We start from the raw sequence: 19,351 nt of genomic DNA on the forward strand, positions 1-19,351 counted from the left end.
TAATGCATGATGTAAACAGCGTTCATCTTCATGCAAGTGAAGATGATTTCCATGTTTTTTATAAACCTGCAGGTGTTAGCTTTCATAGTGAAGAATGTGCTGGGTTTGTTGTACTTGCTGAGCAACTGGTAAATGAAAAGCTATATCCAGTTCATAGACTCGATAAAGTTACTTCAGGTTTGATTATTTTAGCCCGTAGCAAAGAAGCAGCAGCTGAATTCACCGCGCTGTTTAGTGCTCATAAAGTTAACAAGTTTTATCTAGCACTCAGTGATGCTAAACCAAAGAAAAAACAAGGCTGGATAAAAGGTGACATGCAGAAAAGTCGTCGAGGGGCATTTAAGTTATTAAAGAGTCAAACTAACCCTGCTATAACAAGATTTTACTCAAAAAGTATTCGAGCAGGATTACGTGCTTATTTGTTAAAACCATTTTCTGGCAAGACTCATCAACTAAGGGTGGCGATGAAAAGTTTAGGTGCACCTATACTCGGCGATACACTCTACGCAGGAAGCAAGGATGAACGAACAAATTTGCATGCCTATGCACTACAGTTTAGTTATAAAGAGCAACTTAAAGAATATCGCTGCGATTATACTTTAGGCGCTCATCTCAATGAAGTTTTTAACTCAGACGAATTCAAAGAGTGGACAGCTCCTTGGACGTTGGATTGGTAAATGAAAGAAACAACACAAGACATCCGTTTTGGTGGCATTAAACGTTTATATGGTCATCAGCAATTTGATTGGTTACAACAAGCACATTTTTGTGTCATAGGTATTGGGGGCGTAGGTAGTTGGGCCGCTGAAGCGTTGGCTCGAACGGGTGTAGGGCAACTAACTCTCATTGACCTTGATGATATATGTGCTACGAATGTGAATCGTCAAATTCATGCTTTAACTGGTACGGTAGGTGAGGCAAAAGTTGAAGCCATGAAAACACGTTGTGAGCTGATAAACCCTGATATCAAAATTAACGTTATTGATGACTTCATTACGCTAGATAACATTCGTGAACATATTCAAGGTTTTGATTATGTAATTGACTGTATTGATGCTGTTAAAGAAAAAGCGGCGCTAATTGCTCATTGTAAACGTATAAAGTTACCCGTTATTACTACCGGTGGTGCAGGTGGGCAAACTGATCCAAGTCAAATCAGCTTTGGTGATGTAGCTAAAACTACTCATGACCCTTTGCTAGCAAAAGTACGTTATATTCTTCGTAGGCAGTACAACTTTAGTAGCAATCCAAAGCGTAAATTTAATGTTGATTGTGTTTATTCAACAGAGCAGCTTGTATATCCAACCTCTGAAGGTGAGGTATGCCAAGCAAAACAAGGTGCAGATGGCTCAATGAATATGGATTGTAACAATGGTTTTGGCTCAGCCACGATGGTAACTGGAAGCTTTGGCTTTTTTGTTGCAGCCAAAGCAATTAGAAAGTACCTTGATAAAAAACAGCGTAATGTATAAGACTTATCGTTTTTGGTCGGCCATGGTTTGAATTCTATCAACCATGGCTTTGATGCCATTACCCCGAGAAGGGCTTAAATGGCTAATTAGACCGAGTCGTTCAAACTCATCATATGCATTAATTTGTGCTGCTTGCTCCGGTGTTAGACCATTGTATAAGGCTAAAATCAAAGCCAATAACCCCTTTACGATACGAGTATCAGAGTCACCAGCTAAAACGAGGCTGTTTTCTGAGTGATCAAAGTCAATATATAGCCAAACTTTACTTTCACACCCCTTAACGAGCGCATCATCAACTTTTAGTACCTCAGGCATAATAGGTAATTGCTTACCTAACAGCATTATTTGGCGATATTTTTGCTGCCAGCCTGCAGCCGTTTCAATATCTTTACTAATGGCTTCAAACGTTGAATTCATATTTTATCCACAATTAATCTAATATTTCGATACTACTTTTAACGGCACTGATAAATGCATCTACGTCATCTTTATTGTTATATAACGCAAAACTGGCTCGTACTGTACCAGGAATACCTAAATGGCTCATTATAGGTTGTGTACAATGGTGACCACTGCGAACTGCAACGCCAAACCCATCAAGTAGGGTGGCTAAATCAAAAGGATGTTCATCGCGATAATTAAAGCTGATGTTACCAATGTTATCTCTTTGGTTTGAATAGATTTTAATACCATCAATAGCAGCCAATTTATTTATTGCATAATCGAAAACTGTATGCTCATGTTGACGTATCTGCTGAAAATCTAAAGATGTTAAATAATTAATGGCTTCAGCAAAGGCGATTACACCAGCAATATTTGGAGTGCCGGCTTCAAATTTACCTGGCGCCTCTCGAAAAGTGCTATGAGTAAGGCTCACTGCTTCAATCATTTCACCACCGGTCTGGTAAACGTCAAGCGAATTTAGTAGCTCAAAACGTCCATATAGACCACCTAATCCTGTTGGTCCGAGCATTTTATGGGCAGAAAATACATAAAAATCACAGGAAATTTCTTGTAAGTTAGGACGTAAATGCATAGCAGCCTGTGCACCATCAACTACAGAAATCGCATTTGAGGCTTTACATGCTGCAAGGATAGGTCCTAAATCAGTAATATTTCCTAATGTATTTGATGCATGGGTAACAGCGACAATTTTTGGCTGATGCAGTTTTATAAAGTCACTGCAATGAGCACTATCAATGACCAAATCATCTTCAATAGGCATAATAATAAGCTCGGCGCCGGTACGCTGTGCTAGTTGTTGCCAAGGGACTATATTGGCGTGATGTTCAATAGCAGATAGGGCAATTTTATCGCCAGGATTAAGCCTCGAAGCCAGACCATTTGCGATTAAATTAATCGATTCGGTTGCCCCTTTGGTCCACACTATCTCATTATTTTTTACTGAAAAATAATCTGCAAGTAGCGTTCTTGTATGCTCATATTGGCGTGTCGCGTTTTCACTGAGTGTATGGCGGCCGCGGTGCACATTGGCGTTCTCGTGGCTATAAAAACGGCTAAGTGCATTAATAACTGCCTGTGGCTTTTGTGAGGTAGCCGCTGAGTCTAAATACACCAAAGGCTGCTCATTAACTGTTTCATTCAGTATTGGAAAGTCAGCACGTATTTTTGTGATATCGAACATGAAAGGCCTTAAGCTACAAGAATGCGACGATTTTAATTACTTTGTACAAATAGACAAGTGCAGGGCAACAAAAAAGGCCGCAAAGCGGCCTTTTTTAAACGCAAATTCGTATTAACGCTTGTCTGTTGGTACGTAATCGCGTGAAGTTTCACCAGTATATAACTGACGAGGACGGCTGATCTTGTGACCAGGTTGAGAAAGCATCTCATCCCAGTGAGAGATCCAACCAACAGTACGTGACATTGCAAAGATTACAGTGAACATGCTTGTTGGAATACCGATTGCTTTTAAGATGATACCTGAGTAGAAATCTACGTTAGGGTATAATTTCTTCTCAACGAAGTATGGGTCTTCAAGTGCGATTTGCTCAAGCTTCATAGCGATATCAAGAAGTGGATCTTGAATGTTTAGCTCAGCAAGTACTTCGTGACACGTTTGACGCATTACAGTCGCACGTGGGTCGAAGTTTTTGTATACACGGTGACCAAAGCCCATAAGACGGAAAGGATCAGATTTGTCTTTCGCTTTAGCAACGTACTCGTCGATACGGTCAACAGAACCGATTTCTTCTAACATGTTAAGACATGCTTCGTTAGCACCACCGTGCGCAGGACCCCATAAAGATGCGATACCAGCAGCGATACACGCGTAAGGGTTAGCACCTGAAGAACCTGCTAAACGAACAGTTGACGTAGACGCGTTTTGCTCATGGTCAGCGTGAAGCATGAAGATTTTGTCCATTGCTTTAGCAAGAACAGGGCTTACTTTGTATTCTTCAGCTGGTACTGAGAACATCATGTGTAAGAAGTTTTCAGCGAAGCTTAAGTCGTTACGTGGGTAAACAAACGGTTGGCCTACGTTGTATTTGTAAGCCATAGCAGCGATAGTTGGTAATTTAGCAACTAGCTTGATTGCGCTTGTTTTACGTTGTGTTGCATCTGTGATGTCTAAATCTTCGTGGTAGAAAGAAGAAAGAGCACCTACAACACCACAAAGCATTGCCATTGGGTGAGCGTCAAAGCGGAAACCTTGGAAGAAGTTTGCAATTTTAGTATCAAGCATTGTGTTGTGCGTGATTTCTTGAGCAAACGCTTCGTATTGTTCTTTAGTAGGTAACTCGCCGTTTAATAGTAAGTAGCAAAGCTCGATGTAGTTTGATTCATCAGCTAATTGCTCGATTGGGTAACCACGGTGTAATAAAACACCTTTGCCGCCATCGATGTAAGTGATTGAAGATTCACAAGAACCGGTCGACATGAAACCTGGGTCGTAAGTGAAGTGGCCGTGAGAACCTAACGTACGTACGTCGATTACGTCTTGGCCAGCAGTGCCTTGGTAAATTGGAAGTTCGATTGGATCAAGACCATCAATATGGACCGTGGCTTTCTTATCCGCCATCTATTTATCTCCTATTAAGATAACAACTCTGATTGTTATGTTCTGAATCTGTTTAAGCACATTCTTTTCATTTTAACGTGAAAGAGGGGTGTAAAGTCAATTTTTATAAACATTATGCACAAATGGATAATAAATATTCTACCAGGATTAAATATTATACTATTGGCTAATTCGCAAACGTCTCTTACTAAACAAGAATTGTAAAAAGACCATTGGCTATATATACTATCCAAGGTTTTATACCGTATTGTCTGTAGGTAAACTTTATTTTTACATTTGAGTTTTGCATCAGTGTGAACTTTTTGTGTATCAACACGGTTTACTTAGATAGTTCCATCGAAATTCATTTTGATGGGTTTTAGAAAAACAAGTAGATGAGCTCCTAAGTGGGCAAGATGGGCAAGTAACTGTGAAAAAGCAAAGACCTGTAAATCTAGATCTAACAACTATATCTATGCCGGCAACGGCTAAAGCATCAATTTTTCACCGCGTCACCGGTGTTGCATTATTTTTTGCTTTAACGTTTGTCATTTGGGCTTGGTCTGAGTCTCTTTCTTCTGCAGAAGGTTTTGAATTCGTCAAGGGTCTGTTCAGCGGATTCATTGCCAAATTCATAGCATGGGGCACCATTTCTGTATTGGCGTATCACTTAATCGGTGGTATCCGCCATATCATTATGGACATGGGTCACTGGGAAGAACTTGAATCAGGTAACTTCAGCGCTAAAGTTGCATTAGCTTTAGGTGTTGTAGCTGCAATTCTAGCAGGAGTGTGGATATGGTTTTAAATCAAGCAACTCTTAAACGTGATGGTGTACAAGATTTCGTATCACTACGTGCAACTGCATTAATAATCAGCGCTTACGCGATTTTTATTATCGGTTATTTTTTATGTACGCCAGAAGTCACTTTCGAAGCCTGGCAGGGCCTATTCTCTAACCTAGCAATGAAAGGGTTTACCTTAATTACCCTAGTTTGCATCATGGTTCACACCCGTATCGGCCTTTGGCAAGTTCTTACGGACTATGTCAAAAACGCTAAATTACGTGCTGTTTTAGGCTTTGTATTAAACCTTATGGCTGTTGCTTACGTAGCAATTGGTCTAATCGTTTTATGGGGTGTTTAAGTGAATTATTCTGTTCGTGAATTTGACGCTGTAGTGATTGGTGCCGGTGGTGCGGGTATGCGCGCAGCACTAGCTATCACTGAATCAGGCAAAACCTGTGCACTTATCTCAAAAGTTTTCCCTACACGTTCTCACACTGTGTCTGCACAGGGTGGTATTACGGTTGCTCTGGGTAACTCACATGAAGATAACTGGGAATGGCACATGTACGATACTGTTAAAGGTTCCGATTTTATCGGTGACCAAGACGCTATCGAATATATGTGTAAAACAGGTCCTGAAGCTATTACTGAATTAGAAAACATGGGTTTACCATTTTCTCGTTTTGAAAATGGCCGTGTTTATCAACGTCCTTTCGGCGGTCAGTCGAAAAACTTTGGTGGTGAACAGGCTGCACGTACTGCAGCAGCAGCTGACCGTACTGGTCACGCGCTATTACACTGTTTATACCAACAGAACGTTAAAAACAAAACAAACGTATTCTCTGAGTGGTACGCACTTGATTTAGTTAAAAACAGCGACGGTCACGTTGTTGGTTGTACAGCAATCGACATCGAATCTGGCGAAGTTGTTTACTTCAAATCGAAAGCTGTTGTTTTAGCAACAGGCGGTGCAGGCCGTATCTACGCATCTACAACGAATGCACACATCAATACTGGTGACGGTGTTGGTATGGCTACACGTGCTGGTGTTGCAATGCAAGATATGGAAATGTGGCAGTTCCACCCAACAGGTATTGCTGGCGCTGGTGTACTTGTAACTGAAGGTTGTCGTGGTGAAGGTGGTTACCTTCTAAACAAAGACGGCGAACGCTTCATGGAACGTTACGCGCCAAATGCTAAAGACTTAGCGTCTCGTGACGTTGTTGCTCGTTCAATGATGACTGAGATCCGTGAAGGTCGTGGTTGCGATGGTCCTTACGGTCCACATATCAAGCTTAAGCTTGACCACTTAGGTGAAGAGACACTTAACCTACGTCTTCCTGGCGTATGTGACCTTGCGAAAACATTCGCACACGTTGATCCAGCTAAAGAGCCAATCCCAGTTATCCCAACATGTCACTACATGATGGGTGGTGTTCCAACTAACGTTAATGGTCAAGCATTACAAATCGATGCAAATGGCCAAGAAAAAGTAGTTGAAGGTTTATTCGCTGTTGGTGAAATTGCTTGTGTATCTGTACACGGTGCTAACCGTCTAGGTGGTAACTCACTACTTGACTTAGTTGTATTCGGCCGTGCAGCCGGTAACTTCTTAGGTAAGTACCTTAACGGTGTTGAAGCTGGTAAAGATGCGTCTGAGTCTGACCTTGAAGCATCTCTTGCACGCTTTAATCGTTGGGAAAACTCTAAAGTTGGCCAAGGTGAAGACCCAGTTCAAATCAAGAAAGATCTACAAATGTGTATGCAACTTAACTTCTCGGTATTCCGTGAAGGTGATGCAATGGCAACAGGTCTTAAAGAGCTTAAAGAAATTCGTGAACGTCTTCAGTACGCTCGTCTTGACGACAAGTCAACTGAATTCAACACAGCACGTATCGAATGTCTAGAGCTAGATAACTTGATGGAAACAGCTTACTCAACAGCAGTAGCTGCGAACTTCCGCACAGAAAGCCGTGGTGCACACTCTCGTTTTGACTTCCCAGATCGCGATGACGACAACTGGTTATGTCACTCTATCTATAACCCAGTTACAGATGAAATGACAAAACGTGAAGTAAACTACGCGCCGAAACTGCGTGAAGCTTTCCCACCTAAAGCACGTACATACTAGGAGCGAGACGATGGCACAAGTACAATTTTCGGTTTATCGTTACAATCCAGATGTTGATAATGCACCACGTATGCAAGACTTCTCGCTAGAAACGCAAGAAGGCCAAGATATGATGGTATTGGATGCGCTTATGCAATTAAAAGAGCAAGATCCAACATTATCATTCCGTCGTTCATGCCGTGAAGGTGTGTGTGGTTCTGACGGTATCAACATGAATGGTAAAAACGGTTTAGCGTGTATTACACCTTTATCAACGCTACTAAAAGGTGGCAAAGGTAAAATCGTAATTCGTCCTTTACCAGGTTTACCAGTGGTACGTGACCTTGTTATTGACATGAGTCAGTTCTACACTCAATACGAAAAAGTTAAGCCTTATCTAATCAACGACACGCCTGCGGCGGGTGAGCGTCTTCAGTCAATCGAAGAACGTGATAAGTTAGATGGCTTATATGAGTGTATCTTATGTGCATGTTGTTCAACATCGTGTCCTTCGTTCTGGTGGAATCCAGACAAGTTCATCGGTCCTGCGGGTCTTCTTCATGCTTATCGTTTCTTGGCTGATAGCCGCGATACAGCAACTGAAGAGCGTCTTGCAGACCTAGACGATGCGTTCAGCGTGTTCCGTTGTCACAGTATCATGAACTGTGTTAGCGTGTGTCCAAAAGGTCTTAACCCGACCAAAGCAATTGGACAAATCAAATCAATGCTATTGAACCGCGCTGTTTAAAGCTTGAATATGTAAGGTGGTTAAGTGATTAACCACCTTGTTTTTACAACAATTAATTTCTGCGCTAAAGAAAAGGGCTTATAAATGCACGAAGGTGTGATGAAGGCATGGCTAGAATCTTCTCACTTAAACGGCGGTAACGTTGCTTACGTAGAAGAGCTTTATGAAGCGTACTTAGATGATGCGACTTCTGTGCCAGAAGAATGGCGAGAAGTGTTCGAACAATTACCAAAAGTTGATGGTGTGGATGTTGACGTAAAACATTCAGATGTTCGTGCACAATTTGCACAGCTTGCTAAAAACAAGCATAGAGAAGTAGTGGTAGCAGAGGGTGGCTCTGGCGATCCTAAACAGGTCAAAGTGCTACAACTTATTAATGCTTTCCGTTTCCGTGGTCACCAAAATGCCAACCTAGATCCGTTAGGTATCTGGGAACGCGAGCGAGTTCGAGATCTTGAACTTGAATACCACGATTTATCTGAAGCTGATTTTGACCGTGAATTCAATGTGGGTTCGTTTGCTGTCGGTCGCGAAACCATGCCATTAGGTGAGCTATATCAAGCACTCAAAACGACTTATTGTGGGTCGGTTGGTGCTGAGTATATGCACATCACTTCAACTGAAGAAAAGCGTTGGTTACAACAACGTTTAGAATCAGTGCAATCACGTCCAAAGTTCTCTAAAGAAGAAAAGCTACGTATCCTTAAAGGATTAACAGCTGCAGATGGCCTTGAAAAATATTTAGGGGCTAAGTTCCCTGGTGCAAAACGTTTCTCACTTGAAGGTGGTGACGCATTAGTACCAATGCTTAAAGAACTAATTCATCGTGCAGGTGAAAGCGGACAAAAAGAAGCTGTTATTGGTATGGCTCACCGCGGTCGCTTGAACGTACTAGTGAACGTATTAGGTAAAAACCCATCAGAATTATTCGATGAGTTCGCTGGTAAACACAAAGACACATTAAGCTCAGGTGATGTTAAATATCACATGGGTTATTCATCTGACTTTGCAACTAAGGGTGGCAACGTGCACATGGCACTTGCATTTAACCCGTCTCACTTAGAAATCGTTAATCCAGTGGTTATGGGTTCGGTACGTGCTCGTTTAGACCGTCTAGGTGATAAGTCAGGTATTAAAGCATTACCGATTACTATTCACGGTGACTCTGCAATCGCAGGTCAGGGTGTTGTTCAAGAAACATTTAACTTATCGCAAACTAATGCATTTAGTTGTGGTGGTAGTATTCGCATCGTTGTAAATAACCAAGTAGGTTTTACAACGTCTAAACAGTCTGATGTACGTTCTACACCTTACTGTACTGATATTGCGAAAATGGTTCAGGCACCAATTTTCCACGTTAACTCTGACGATCCTGAAGCGGTAGCATTTGTCACTCAAATCGCGCTAGATTTCAGAAACCAGTTTAAACGTGATGTAGTGATTGATTTAGTATGTTATCGCCGTCATGGTCATAACGAAGCGGATGAGCCGAATGCGACTCAACCACTTATGTACCAAAAAATCAAAAAGCATCCAGTACCTCGTCTAATTTACGCAGATCAATTAGTTGCTGAAGGTTCATTCTCAGAAAATGAAGTAAAAGCACTTGCTGATGATTACCGTAACGGTCTAGATAAAGGCAACTGTGTTGTTGAAGAAATTCAACTAGAAACATCGCACTCTTCTGATTGGGCTAAGTTTGTTGGTCACGATTGGGATGTTGAGTACGATGCAACAGTATCTGTTGAAAAATTAAAAGAACTTGGTAAAAAAGTAGCAAGCTTCCCAGAAAGCCATAAAGCTCAGTCGCGTGTTAATAAAATCTACGATGACCGTAAGTTGATGGCTACAGGTGAAAAACCACTTGATTGGGGTATGGCTGAAACACTTGCTTATGCAACGCTTGTTGATGCGGGTACAGATATCCGTTTAACTGGTCAAGACTCTGGCCGTGGTACATTCTTCCACCGTCATGCGGTTATCCATAATCAAAAAGATGCATCAACATACTTACCGCTGCAAAATATCAGTGAAAATCAAGGTGCATTTGAAGTTTACGATTCAGTTCTTTCTGAAGAAGCTGTTCTTGCGTTTGAATATGGTTATGCTACAGCTGAACCTACTTCACTTGTAATGTGGGAAGCACAATTTGGTGATTTCGCGAATGGCGCACAAGTTGTATTTGACCAATTCTTAAGTTCAGGTGAGCAGAAGTGGGGTCGTTTATGTGGTCTTACATGTTTACTTCCACATGGTTACGAAGGTCAAGGTCCAGAGCATAGCTCGGCACGTCTAGAACGTTTCTTACAGTTGTGTGCTGATCACAATATGCAAGTATGTGTTCCTTCAACACCTGCACAAGTCTATGCAATGCTTCGTCGTCAATCTGTTCGTCCTTTACGCCGTCCATTGATTGTTATGACGCCTAAGTCGCTACTTCGTCACCCGCTGGCAACGTCTTCACTTGAAGAGTTATCAGAAGGTGTGTTCCACAATATGATTGACGAAATCGATGATATTGCAGCAGATAAAGTAGAACGCGTTGTATTTTGTAGTGGTAAAGTTTACTACGAGCTACTACAAGAGCGTCGTAAGCAAGAATTAAATAACATTGCTATTGTTCGTGTAGAACAACTATATCCATTCCCACATGCTGAGATGGATACAATCATGCAGCGTTACCAACACGTTAAAGATTTTGTTTGGTGTCAAGAAGAGCCGCAAAACCAAGGTGCATGGTATTGTTCTCAACACCACTTCGTTGATGCAATTCCAGCCGGTGCTAAATTAACTTACGCAGGTCGTAAAGCATCAGCATCACCAGCGTGTGGTTACATGTCAGTGCATAATAAAGAACAACAAGCGCTCGTTGCAGATGCGCTTACTATTGAAAAGAAAGGATAAGCAATGAGCACAGAAATTAAAGTTCCTGTACTTCCTGAGTCGGTTGCTGATGCTACTGTTGCAACATGGCACGTAAGTGTTGGCGACAAAGTAAGCCGCGACCAAAACTTAGTAGATATCGAAACAGATAAAGTTGTTTTAGAAGTTGTTGCACCAAATGACGGTGTAATCACTGAAATTTCACAAGAAGAAGGTGCAACAGTACTTGGCGAACAAGTAATTGCATTACTTGGTGATGCAGATGCTGCACCAGCAAGTGACGAATCTGCACCAGCTAAATCAGAAGACGCGCCAGCGGCGCAATCAGCACCAGCATCAGAAGGTAAAGAAGTGGACATTAAAGTACCTGTACTTCCAGAATCAGTCGCAGACGCGACAATTGCTACTTGGCACGTTCAACCAGGTGAAGCGGTAACTCGCGATCAAAACCTTGTTGACATCGAAACTGATAAAGTTGTTCTTGAAGTTGTTGCTCAAGAAGACGGCATCATGGGTGAGCACATTCACGCTGAAGGCGAAACAGTACTTGGTGAGCAAGTAATTGGTAAAGTTAAAGCGGGTGCAGCACCAGCAGCTAAAGCTGAAGAAGCGCCAGCAAGCGATTCAAATGATAGCTCTGACGTATTAACGCCGTCAGTACGTCGTTTAATTGCTGAGAAAGGCCTTGATGCATCAAAAATCAAAGGTTCTGGTAAAAATGGTCGTGTAACAAAAGAAGATGTTGATAAGTTCTTAAAAGCACCTGCAGCAGCACCTAAAGCTGAAGCAGCAGCACCAGCAGCACCTATGGGTGACCGTACACAAAAACGTGTTCCAATGACTCGTTTACGTAAAACAATCGCTAATCGTCTTCTTGAAGCGAAAAACTCAACTGCAATGTTAACGACATTCAACGAAGTTAACATGAAGCCAATCATGGATCTTCGTAAGCAGTACCAAGAAGTATTCGAAAAGCGTCACGGTATCCGTTTAGGTTTCATGTCTTTCTATGTGAAAGCCGTAACTGAAGCACTTAAGCGTTTCCCTGAAGTAAATGCGTCTATCGACGGTGATGATATTGTTTATCACAACTACTTCGACATCAGCATCGCGGTTTCTACACCACGTGGTCTTGTTACACCAGTACTTAAAGACTGTGACAAGCTTTCTGTTGCTGAAATCGAAAAAGGTATCCGTGAGCTAGCGCTTAAAGGTCGTGACGGTAAATTATCAATTGATGACATGACTGGTGGTAACTTCACCATCACTAACGGTGGTGTATTCGGTTCATTACTATCTACTCCAATCATCAACTTACCACAGTCTTCAATCTTAGGTATGCACAAAATCCAAGAGCGTCCTATGGCTGTAAATGGTAAAGTTGAAATCTTACCAATGATGTACTTAGCGTTATCTTATGATCACCGCCAAATCGATGGTAAAGAATCTGTAGGTTTCTTAGTAACAATTAAAGAGTTACTTGAAGATCCGACTCGTTTACTACTAGATGTTTAATCTAGTTGTATGAAAACTAAGCTGTGAACCTTGTTCACAGCTTTTTTTTTGCGCCTTTGGTCTAACTGGGGTTTTCATGTGGAGCCTTGGGATTTATACTAAGTGCGCAATTTGGGATAGCTGTTTATTTTGCATAAATATTCAGCTCTTTTAGTATAAAAAATTGGATAAAGCATCATGAATTTGCATGAGTATCAGGCAAAACAACTTTTTGCCGAATATGGTTTACCAGTTTCTCAAGGTTTCGCTTGCGATACACCTGAAGAAGCTGCAGCAGCTGCTGAGAAAATCGGCGGTGATATGTGGGTTGTTAAAACACAGGTTCACGCAGGTGGCCGTGGTAAAGCTGGCGGTGTTAAGCTAGTTAAAACAATCGACGAAGTTAAAGAGTTCGCTGCGAACTGGTTAGGTAAAAACTTAGTTACTTACCAAACAGACGAAAATGGTCAGCCAGTAGCTAAAATCCTTGTAGAAAGCTGCACTGACATCGCTAACGAATTATACCTTGGCGCTGTAGTAGATCGTGCTTCTCGTAAAGTTGTTTTCATGGCATCTACTGAAGGTGGTGTTGAAATCGAGCAAGTTGCAGAAGAAACTCCAGAACTAATTCACAAAGCTGAGATCGATCCACTAGTTGGTCCTCAAGCTTACCAAGCTCGTGAGTTAGGCTTCAAACTAGGTTTAAACCCTACTCAAATGAAACAGTTCGTTAAGATCTTCATGGGTCTTGCTAACATGTTCAACGATTTCGATTTCGCACTATTAGAAATCAACCCGCTAGTAATCACAGACGAAGGTAACCTTCACTGTCTAGACGGTAAAATCGGTGTAGATGGTAACGCGCTTTACCGTCAACCTAAAATCCGTGAAATGCACGATCCTTCACAAGAAGACGCGCGTGAAGCTCACGCTGCAAGCTTCGAGCTTAACTACGTTGCACTAGACGGTAACGTAGGCTGTATGGTTAACGGTGCAGGCCTAGCGATGGGTACTATGGATATCGTAAACCTACACGGTGGCAAGCCAGCTAACTTCCTAGATGTTGGTGGCGGTGCAACTAAAGAGCGTGTTTCTGAAGCATTCAAGATCATCTTATCTGACGACAACGTTAAAGCTGTTTTAGTTAACATCTTTGGTGGTATCGTACGTTGTGACATGATCGCAGAAGGTATCATCGGCGCAGTTAAAGAAGTGGGTGTAAACGTTCCTGTAGTAGTTCGTTTAGAAGGTACTAACGCTGAACTAGGTCGTGAAGTACTAGCTAGTTCTGACCTTAACATCATCGCTGCTGAATCACTAACAGACGCAGCTGAAAAAGTTGTTGCTGCTGCGGAGGGCAAATAATGTCTGTATTAATCAATAAAGATACAAAAGTTATCTGTCAAGGTTTCACTGGTGGCCAAGGTACTTTCCACTCAGAGCAAGCGCTTGAGTACGGTACACAAATGGTTGGTGGTGTAAGCCCAGGTAAAGGCGGTCAAACGCATCTTGGTCTTCCAGTATTCAACACAGTACGCGACGCTGTTGAAGCAACTGGCGCAACTGCATCAGTTATCTACGTACCAGCACCTTTCTGTAAAGATGCAATCTTAGAAGCAATCGATGCTGGCATCGAGCTTATCGTTTGTATCACTGAAGGTATCCCTACACTAGACATGGTTGACGTTAAAGTTAAGCTTGATGAAACTGGTGTTCGTATGATCGGTCCTAACTGCCCAGGTGTTATCACTCCTGGTGAAACTAAGATTGGTATCATGCCTGGTCACATCCACAAGCCTGGTAAAGTAGGTATCGTATCACGTTCTGGTACGCTTACTTACGAAGCGGTTAAACAAACTACTGATGCTGGTTTTGGCCAATCAACATGTGTTGGTATCGGTGGTGACCCTATCCCTGGCACTAACTTCATCGACGTTTTAGAAATGTTCGAAAAAGACGAGCAAACTGAAGCTATCGTTATGATCGGTGAAATCGGTGGTACTGCAGAAGAAGAAGCTGCAGAATACATCAAGCACAACGTGACTAAACCTGTTGTTTCTTACATTGCTGGTGTTACTGCACCTGCAGGTAAGCGTATGGGTCACGCTGGTGCAATCATCGCAGGCGGTAAAGGTACTGCTGATGAAAAATTTGCTGCATTAGAAGCTGCTGGCGTAAAAACTGTACGTTCACTAGCTGATATCGGTGCTGCACTTAAAGAGAAAACAGGCTGGTAATCAGTTTATAATCTCTTAAGAAAGGCTCGCTTATGCGGGCCTTTTTTGTATTTGCTTCTTTTTAATTTATGGTATGAAAAATTCTATAGCAAATTAAGAATAATAATGCTTTATTTGTGAATATAAATTCTCTACACTTGTGGCTTGTATATCTGTTTTTATTAAAACACTCGACTTTAATAAGGTAAATATTACGTGCGTACCACAGAATTGGTAGATGGATTTCGCCAGTCAACCCCATACGTTAATGCTCACCGCGGTAAAACTTTCGTTGTTATGCTTGGCGGAGAGGCGATTGACCAGTCTGGTTGTCGTAGCATCATTAATGATGTTGCGCTTCTAACCAGTCTTGGTATTAAGATTGTATTAGTATTTGGGGCTCGTCCACAGTTTAATGCGGCACTTGAACAAGTTGGCATAACTAGTCAGTTTCATAATGAGATACGAGTGACTGATAATGCAACTTTTGAAGTCATTAAAAAAGTCGCGGGTGCTATGCAATTCGATATTACTGCGCGCTTATCAACGTCTTTAAGTAGTACTCCTATGTCAGGTTCATTTCTAAATGTAGTGAGTGGTAATTTTGTTATTGCTCAACCTTTAGGGGTTGATGAAGGTGTAGACTATCATCATTCAGGTAGAGTAAGACGTGTTGATGTCGCGGGGATTCGCCATCAATTAGATAACAACGGTATTGTATTACTTGGACCAATCGCGGCATCGGTTACCGGTGAAAGCTTTAACTTAACTGCAGAAGAAATTGCAACACAAGTAGCGCTAAAGCTTCGTGCAGATAAAATGCTCGGGTTTTGCCAAGAAGCTGGTATTTTAGATGAAAATGGTGAAGCGATTGCTGAGTTAATGCCAAATGAAGCTGAGCAACTATTAGCAAGTTATCGTAATCAACCAGATGCATGTTTAAGTGCAACGGTTTTCTTACAAGCGGCGATTGATGCTTGTCGTGGTGGCGTGCATCGTTGTCACTTAGTTAGTTATAAAGAAGACGGCGCGTTACTACAAGAGTTGTTCTCATTAGATGGTATTGGTACACAAATCGCGCCGCAAAGCTCTGAACAATTACGAAGTGCTAGCATCTCTGATATTACCGGTATTATTAATCTTATCAGGCCACTTGAACAGCAGGGGTATTTAGTACGCCGCTCTCGTGAGCAGCTTGAAATTGAAATTGAACAATTTACTGTGATAGAGCGTGATGGGCTTATCATTGCCTGTGCGGCTTTGTATCCGTTTGCAGATGAACAAGTGGGGGAGTTTGCAAGTCTTGCTGTTCATCCTCAGTACCGGGATGCAGACCGTGGCAGTTTTCTGTTGCGGTTTATTATTAATAAAGCCAAACGTGCAGGTTATTCGCATTTATTTGCGTTGACCACCCGTAGTATTCATTGGTTTTTAGAGCAAAGCTTTGAACTGGTCACGGTTGATGAATTACCTGAAAAGAAAAAAGCACTTTATAACTACGAGCGTCGTTCTAAGGTGCTACGACTAGACTTAACTAAGCTAAGCAATAATCGATAATTAAAAGGTGACGTGAATACGTCACCTCGATTAATTAAACTAAACTTAGTTAGTATTGATAGTTTATGTGCTGATAAAAACGAACACGTAAATCTTGACGAGTTGGATTAAATGCCAGTTCATCTGTCACTTCATTAATCGCACTCTGTACGTGATTCATAAACTTGCCATAACCAATGTCATGTTTGTCTTTGTCTGCTGCTGCTATTACGAAATGCAGTGAATCAACAAGTTGATTTGCATTCCAATATTGTTGTAATTGTACTTGCTCAGAGCTGCAATCAAAGGTTAACTTTTGTAGTTCACTGTTACTTTGTGCGTTATCAATATTACTATTTCGGACAATAGGTCGTGTTCCATTAGCGATAAATGCACCTAGTGTTAATCCGCGTTTATCACAAGCACGTTTAAACGCATCAAAAATGTATTGATAAAACTCGGTGTAATTCTCTTCATTCAACATATGTTGAAATTGAGTTTTGATAGCACGAGTCACAGGAATCGAAAAACCTGCATAAGCTATCTCACTGTGTTCAGTTGGTAAATGACATTGGCGAGATTGAAAGCGAGGATACAAGCTTCGTAATTTATAACCATAGCTTTCTTTGTGACCTTTTGCTTTAGCAAATAAATCATAAGTAAGGTGTTGGTGATCACGAACTTTTAAAGCTGGCTGATTGCTTAATATCTTTTCTTGTAAAGAGTTTATTACTCGCTGCACATTATGATGAAAACTTGCCGCATTAGCGCGAATATCTTCACCAGTCGCCAGGAACAATAAACGAATTTTTTTGCATTTTTGTTCACCATCAGCAAACACATTGTGTGCTTCATGGTATTGAGGGTTATAGAAAAATAAAATTTGTTTCGCGGTTTCTAAACTATACGCCTCATCATGGTAACGAACCACCGGCAGTTTATCGTTAGCGATTAAGTGAACGTTGTGTAATTCATACTCATCACAGAGTGCAAATAACTCCCTTGCAAGACGCTTATAAGCACAGCTAACATTTGTGAACTGGGCAAAAAACTCATCAGTAGGTTTAAATTCAACTAACACATACTGATTTGCACGTGCTGAGCTTGGAATATAGACTCGGTGTTGATTGAGCGAAGCCATCTTTTTTCCTTATTGGTAGTGAAACTAGTGGCACTATATCGTTAGTCAATGATCATTTTATTGCGTTAGAACAATTTTTTTACCGTTTTTGTTGAGTCTGTGAACTATGTATTCAACAATCGACTTAATATCTTCAATAAACATGATTCTACTACTGTATGTTAGGGTTTGTTTTTGTAATAATGCATTAGTTTTGTCACCATGCAATATTCAGAGGATTATGCTCCTATGGCGGAAATTGAGAATCGCCCAAGTAACTTTATTAGAACGCGTATCGATGAAGATCTCGCAAGCGGTAAGCATGCGACTACACACACGCGTTTTCCACCAGAACCAAATGGTTTTTTACACATTGGTCACGCGAAGTCTATTTGTTTGAATTTTGGTATCGCCCAAGATTATCAAGGTCTTTGTAATTTACGTTTTGATGATACGAATCCAGAAAAAGAAGACATCAACTACGTAAACTCAATTAAAGAAGATGTGCAGTGGTTAGGTTTTAAATGGGATGGTGAAATTAAGTATTCATCTAACTATTTCGATGCTTTATATGGTTATGCTGTTGAGCTTATCGAAAAAGGCCTTGCATATGTATGTTTCTTATCTCCTGATCAAGCAAGAGAATACCGTGGTACTTTGAAAGAACCAGGTAAAAACAGTCCTTACCGCGACACGCCAGTTGAAGAAAACCTAGCGCTTTTTGAAAAAATGCGAAATGGCGAATTCAAAGAAGGCGAGTGTGTACTGCGTGCAAAAATCGACATGGCAAGCTCATTTATGGTATTGCGTGATCCGATCTTATACCGTGTACGTTTTGCTCATCACCACCAAACGGGCGACAAATGGTGCATTTATCCAATGTACGACTTCACGCATTGTATTTCCGACGCGCTAGAAGGCATCACACATTCATTATGTACGCTTGAATTCCAAGATAACCGTCGTTTATACGATTGGGTATTAGATAACATCAGCCTTGAGTGTCATCCGCAACAAATCGAGTTTTCACGATTAAATCTTGAATACACCATTATGTCTAAGCGTAAATTAAACGACTTAGTAGTTAATGGTCATGTTGAAGGATGGGACGACCCACGTATGCCAACGATTGCTGGTCTACGTCGTCGTGGTTATACACCTGCCTCAGTACGTGAATTTTGTTCACGCATCGGTGTCACTAAACAAGAAAACATGGTTGAAATGGGCATGTTAGAAGCATGTATCCGTGAAGACCTAAATGAGCATGCACCACGTGCAATGGCTGTTCTTGATCCGGTCAAGGTTGTTATCGAGAACTATGACGCAGATAAAGTAGAGACGTTATCTGTTGCAAATCACCCGAATAAAGAAGAGATGGGTCGCCGTGAAGTACCTTTCACTCGTGAACTTTATATCGAGCGTGAAGACTTCCGTGAAGAAGCAAACAACAAGTTCAAGCGTTTAGTGCTTGATAAAGAAGTACGTTTACGTGGTGCATATGTAATTAAAGCTGAGCGCGTTGAAAAAGACGAAAATGGCGAAATCACGACTATCTTCTGCTCTTACGATCCTGAAACACTGGGTAAAAACCCAAGTGATGGCCGTAAGGTTAAAGGTGTAATTCACTGGGTATCAGCAAGTGAATCTATCACAGCTGAAGTTCGTTTATACGACCGTTTATTTAACGTACCAAACCCAGCTGCAGCAGAAGACTTTAACGCAACACTTAACCCTGAATCTCTAGTGGTTCTTGCAAATGCTAAAGTAGAGCCTTCACTTGCTAATGCACAAGCGGAGCAGGGCTTCCAGTTTGAGCGTACAGGCTATTTCTGTCGTGATAGCAAAGCAGATTCATTAGTATTCAATCAAACTGTGGGTCTTCGAGATTCATGGGCGAAGATTGAACAGAAAGGCTAAACCCCTTTACTAATTGTTTAAGTTTCTAAGCTTAATAAAAAACCC

General features: G+C 41.4%; 16 protein-coding genes. 12 read left to right on the forward strand and 4 right to left on the reverse strand.

Annotated features, from left to right (window positions below):
* Positions 1–2: 2 nt before the first annotated feature.
* Together HCZ11_RS02985 and tcdA are read left to right on the forward strand one after the other, a co-directional pair.
* Positions 3–677 carry a TIGR01621 family pseudouridine synthase gene (locus tag HCZ11_RS02985; protein ID WP_167657599.1) on the forward strand — a complete coding sequence of 225 codons (675 nt, stop codon included), beginning with the start codon at positions 3–5 and terminating at the stop codon, positions 675–677.
* The gene (gene tcdA, locus HCZ11_RS02990; RefSeq protein ID WP_167657600.1) at positions 678–1,472 is read left to right on the forward strand and encodes a tRNA cyclic N6-threonylcarbamoyladenosine(37) synthase TcdA; all 795 of its coding nucleotides are present in this window, start codon (positions 678–680) and stop codon (positions 1,470–1,472) included.
* A gap of 3 nt (positions 1,473–1,475) precedes the next feature.
* Here tcdA and HCZ11_RS02995 read toward each other — a convergent pair whose 3' ends face one another.
* The 3 genes from HCZ11_RS02995 to HCZ11_RS03005 form a co-directional block, all read right to left on the reverse strand.
* Complete coding sequence (locus HCZ11_RS02995) at positions 1,476–1,889, reverse strand: SufE family protein (protein ID WP_130051414.1); 414 nt, start codon at positions 1,887–1,889, stop codon at positions 1,476–1,478.
* Positions 1,890–1,902: 13 nt separating this feature from the next.
* On the reverse strand, positions 1,903–3,117 hold the full coding sequence (locus tag HCZ11_RS03000) for an aminotransferase class V-fold PLP-dependent enzyme (RefSeq protein WP_167657601.1): 1,215 nt from the start codon (positions 3,115–3,117) through the stop codon (positions 1,903–1,905).
* Positions 3,118–3,228: 111 nt separating this feature from the next.
* Positions 3,229–4,515, reverse strand: a complete 1,287-nt coding sequence (locus HCZ11_RS03005) for a citrate synthase (RefSeq protein ID WP_054551373.1) — start codon at positions 4,513–4,515, stop codon at positions 3,229–3,231.
* Positions 4,516–4,924: 409 nt separating this feature from the next.
* Between HCZ11_RS03005 and sdhC the strand changes: the two genes are divergently transcribed.
* From sdhC to argA, 9 genes are all read left to right on the forward strand, one after another.
* Positions 4,925–5,302 carry a succinate dehydrogenase, cytochrome b556 subunit gene (gene sdhC / locus HCZ11_RS03010; protein WP_082401567.1) on the forward strand — a complete coding sequence of 126 codons (378 nt, stop codon included), beginning with the start codon at positions 4,925–4,927 and terminating at the stop codon, positions 5,300–5,302.
* On the forward strand, positions 5,293–5,640 hold the full coding sequence (gene sdhD / locus HCZ11_RS03015; protein ID WP_130051416.1) for a succinate dehydrogenase, hydrophobic membrane anchor protein: 348 nt from the start codon (positions 5,293–5,295) through the stop codon (positions 5,638–5,640). Before sdhC ends, sdhD begins: the two co-directional genes overlap by 10 nt.
* On the forward strand, positions 5,641–7,413 hold the full coding sequence (gene sdhA, locus HCZ11_RS03020; RefSeq protein WP_130051417.1) for a succinate dehydrogenase flavoprotein subunit: 1,773 nt from the start codon (positions 5,641–5,643) through the stop codon (positions 7,411–7,413).
* 10 nt (positions 7,414–7,423) lie between these two features.
* Positions 7,424–8,140, forward strand: a complete 717-nt coding sequence (locus tag HCZ11_RS03025) for a succinate dehydrogenase iron-sulfur subunit (protein WP_054551369.1) — start codon at positions 7,424–7,426, stop codon at positions 8,138–8,140.
* Positions 8,141–8,224: 84 nt separating this feature from the next.
* Entirely contained in the window at positions 8,225–11,044 is a 2,820-nt protein-coding gene (locus tag HCZ11_RS03030; RefSeq protein WP_130051418.1) for a 2-oxoglutarate dehydrogenase E1 component, read from the forward strand.
* Between the two features lie 3 nt (positions 11,045–11,047).
* A complete protein-coding gene (gene odhB, locus HCZ11_RS03035; protein ID WP_167657602.1) occupies positions 11,048–12,538 on the forward strand; it encodes a 2-oxoglutarate dehydrogenase complex dihydrolipoyllysine-residue succinyltransferase in 1,491 nt (496 codons plus the stop codon).
* 177 nt (positions 12,539–12,715) lie between these two features.
* Entirely contained in the window at positions 12,716–13,882 is a 1,167-nt protein-coding gene (gene sucC / locus HCZ11_RS03040) for an ADP-forming succinate--CoA ligase subunit beta (RefSeq protein ID WP_054551366.1), read from the forward strand.
* Positions 13,882–14,754, forward strand: a complete 873-nt coding sequence (gene sucD / locus HCZ11_RS03045; protein ID WP_130051420.1) for a succinate--CoA ligase subunit alpha — start codon at positions 13,882–13,884, stop codon at positions 14,752–14,754. The genes sucC and sucD overlap by 1 nt, the downstream gene beginning before the upstream one ends.
* Positions 14,755–14,949: 195 nt before the next feature.
* Positions 14,950–16,290, forward strand: a complete 1,341-nt coding sequence (gene argA, locus HCZ11_RS03050) for an amino-acid N-acetyltransferase (RefSeq protein ID WP_167657603.1) — start codon at positions 14,950–14,952, stop codon at positions 16,288–16,290.
* A gap of 49 nt (positions 16,291–16,339) precedes the next feature.
* Here argA and HCZ11_RS03055 read toward each other — a convergent pair whose 3' ends face one another.
* On the reverse strand, positions 16,340–17,410 hold the full coding sequence (locus HCZ11_RS03055) for a DUF3083 family protein (protein ID WP_130051422.1): 1,071 nt from the start codon (positions 17,408–17,410) through the stop codon (positions 16,340–16,342).
* 228 nt (positions 17,411–17,638) lie between these two features.
* On the opposite strand from HCZ11_RS03055, the gene glnS reads away from it, so the two are divergent.
* Complete coding sequence (glnS, locus tag HCZ11_RS03060; RefSeq protein WP_167657604.1) at positions 17,639–19,306, forward strand: glutamine--tRNA ligase; 1,668 nt, start codon at positions 17,639–17,641, stop codon at positions 19,304–19,306.
* Positions 19,307–19,351 lie beyond the last annotated feature (45 nt).

This window comes from Pseudoalteromonas sp. HF66, from assembly GCF_011806445.1.
In the GTDB taxonomy this organism is placed as follows: domain Bacteria; phylum Pseudomonadota; class Gammaproteobacteria; order Enterobacterales; family Alteromonadaceae; genus Pseudoalteromonas; species Pseudoalteromonas apostichopi.

Coding starts and splice junctions, on each gene's coding strand:
- HCZ11_RS02985 (WP_167657599.1), top strand. CDS start 3: ATGCATGATGTAAACAGCGTTCATCTTCATGCAAGTGAAGATGATTTC.
- tcdA (WP_167657600.1), top strand. CDS start 678: ATGAAAGAAACAACACAAGACATCCGTTTTGGTGGCATTAAACGTTTA.
- HCZ11_RS02995 (WP_130051414.1), bottom strand. CDS start 1,889: ATGAATTCAACGTTTGAAGCCATTAGTAAAGATATTGAAACGGCTGCA.
- HCZ11_RS03000 (WP_167657601.1), bottom strand. CDS start 3,117: ATGTTCGATATCACAAAAATACGTGCTGACTTTCCAATACTGAATGAA.
- HCZ11_RS03005 (WP_054551373.1), bottom strand. CDS start 4,515: ATGGCGGATAAGAAAGCCACGGTCCATATTGATGGTCTTGATCCAATC.
- sdhD (WP_130051416.1), top strand. CDS start 5,293: ATGGTTTTAAATCAAGCAACTCTTAAACGTGATGGTGTACAAGATTTC.
- HCZ11_RS03025 (WP_054551369.1), top strand. CDS start 7,424: ATGGCACAAGTACAATTTTCGGTTTATCGTTACAATCCAGATGTTGAT.
- HCZ11_RS03030 (WP_130051418.1), top strand. CDS start 8,225: ATGCACGAAGGTGTGATGAAGGCATGGCTAGAATCTTCTCACTTAAAC.
- odhB (WP_167657602.1), top strand. CDS start 11,048: ATGAGCACAGAAATTAAAGTTCCTGTACTTCCTGAGTCGGTTGCTGAT.
- sucC (WP_054551366.1), top strand. CDS start 12,716: ATGAATTTGCATGAGTATCAGGCAAAACAACTTTTTGCCGAATATGGT.
- sucD (WP_130051420.1), top strand. CDS start 13,882: ATGTCTGTATTAATCAATAAAGATACAAAAGTTATCTGTCAAGGTTTC.
- HCZ11_RS03055 (WP_130051422.1), bottom strand. CDS start 17,410: ATGGCTTCGCTCAATCAACACCGAGTCTATATTCCAAGCTCAGCACGT.
- glnS (WP_167657604.1), top strand. CDS start 17,639: ATGGCGGAAATTGAGAATCGCCCAAGTAACTTTATTAGAACGCGTATC.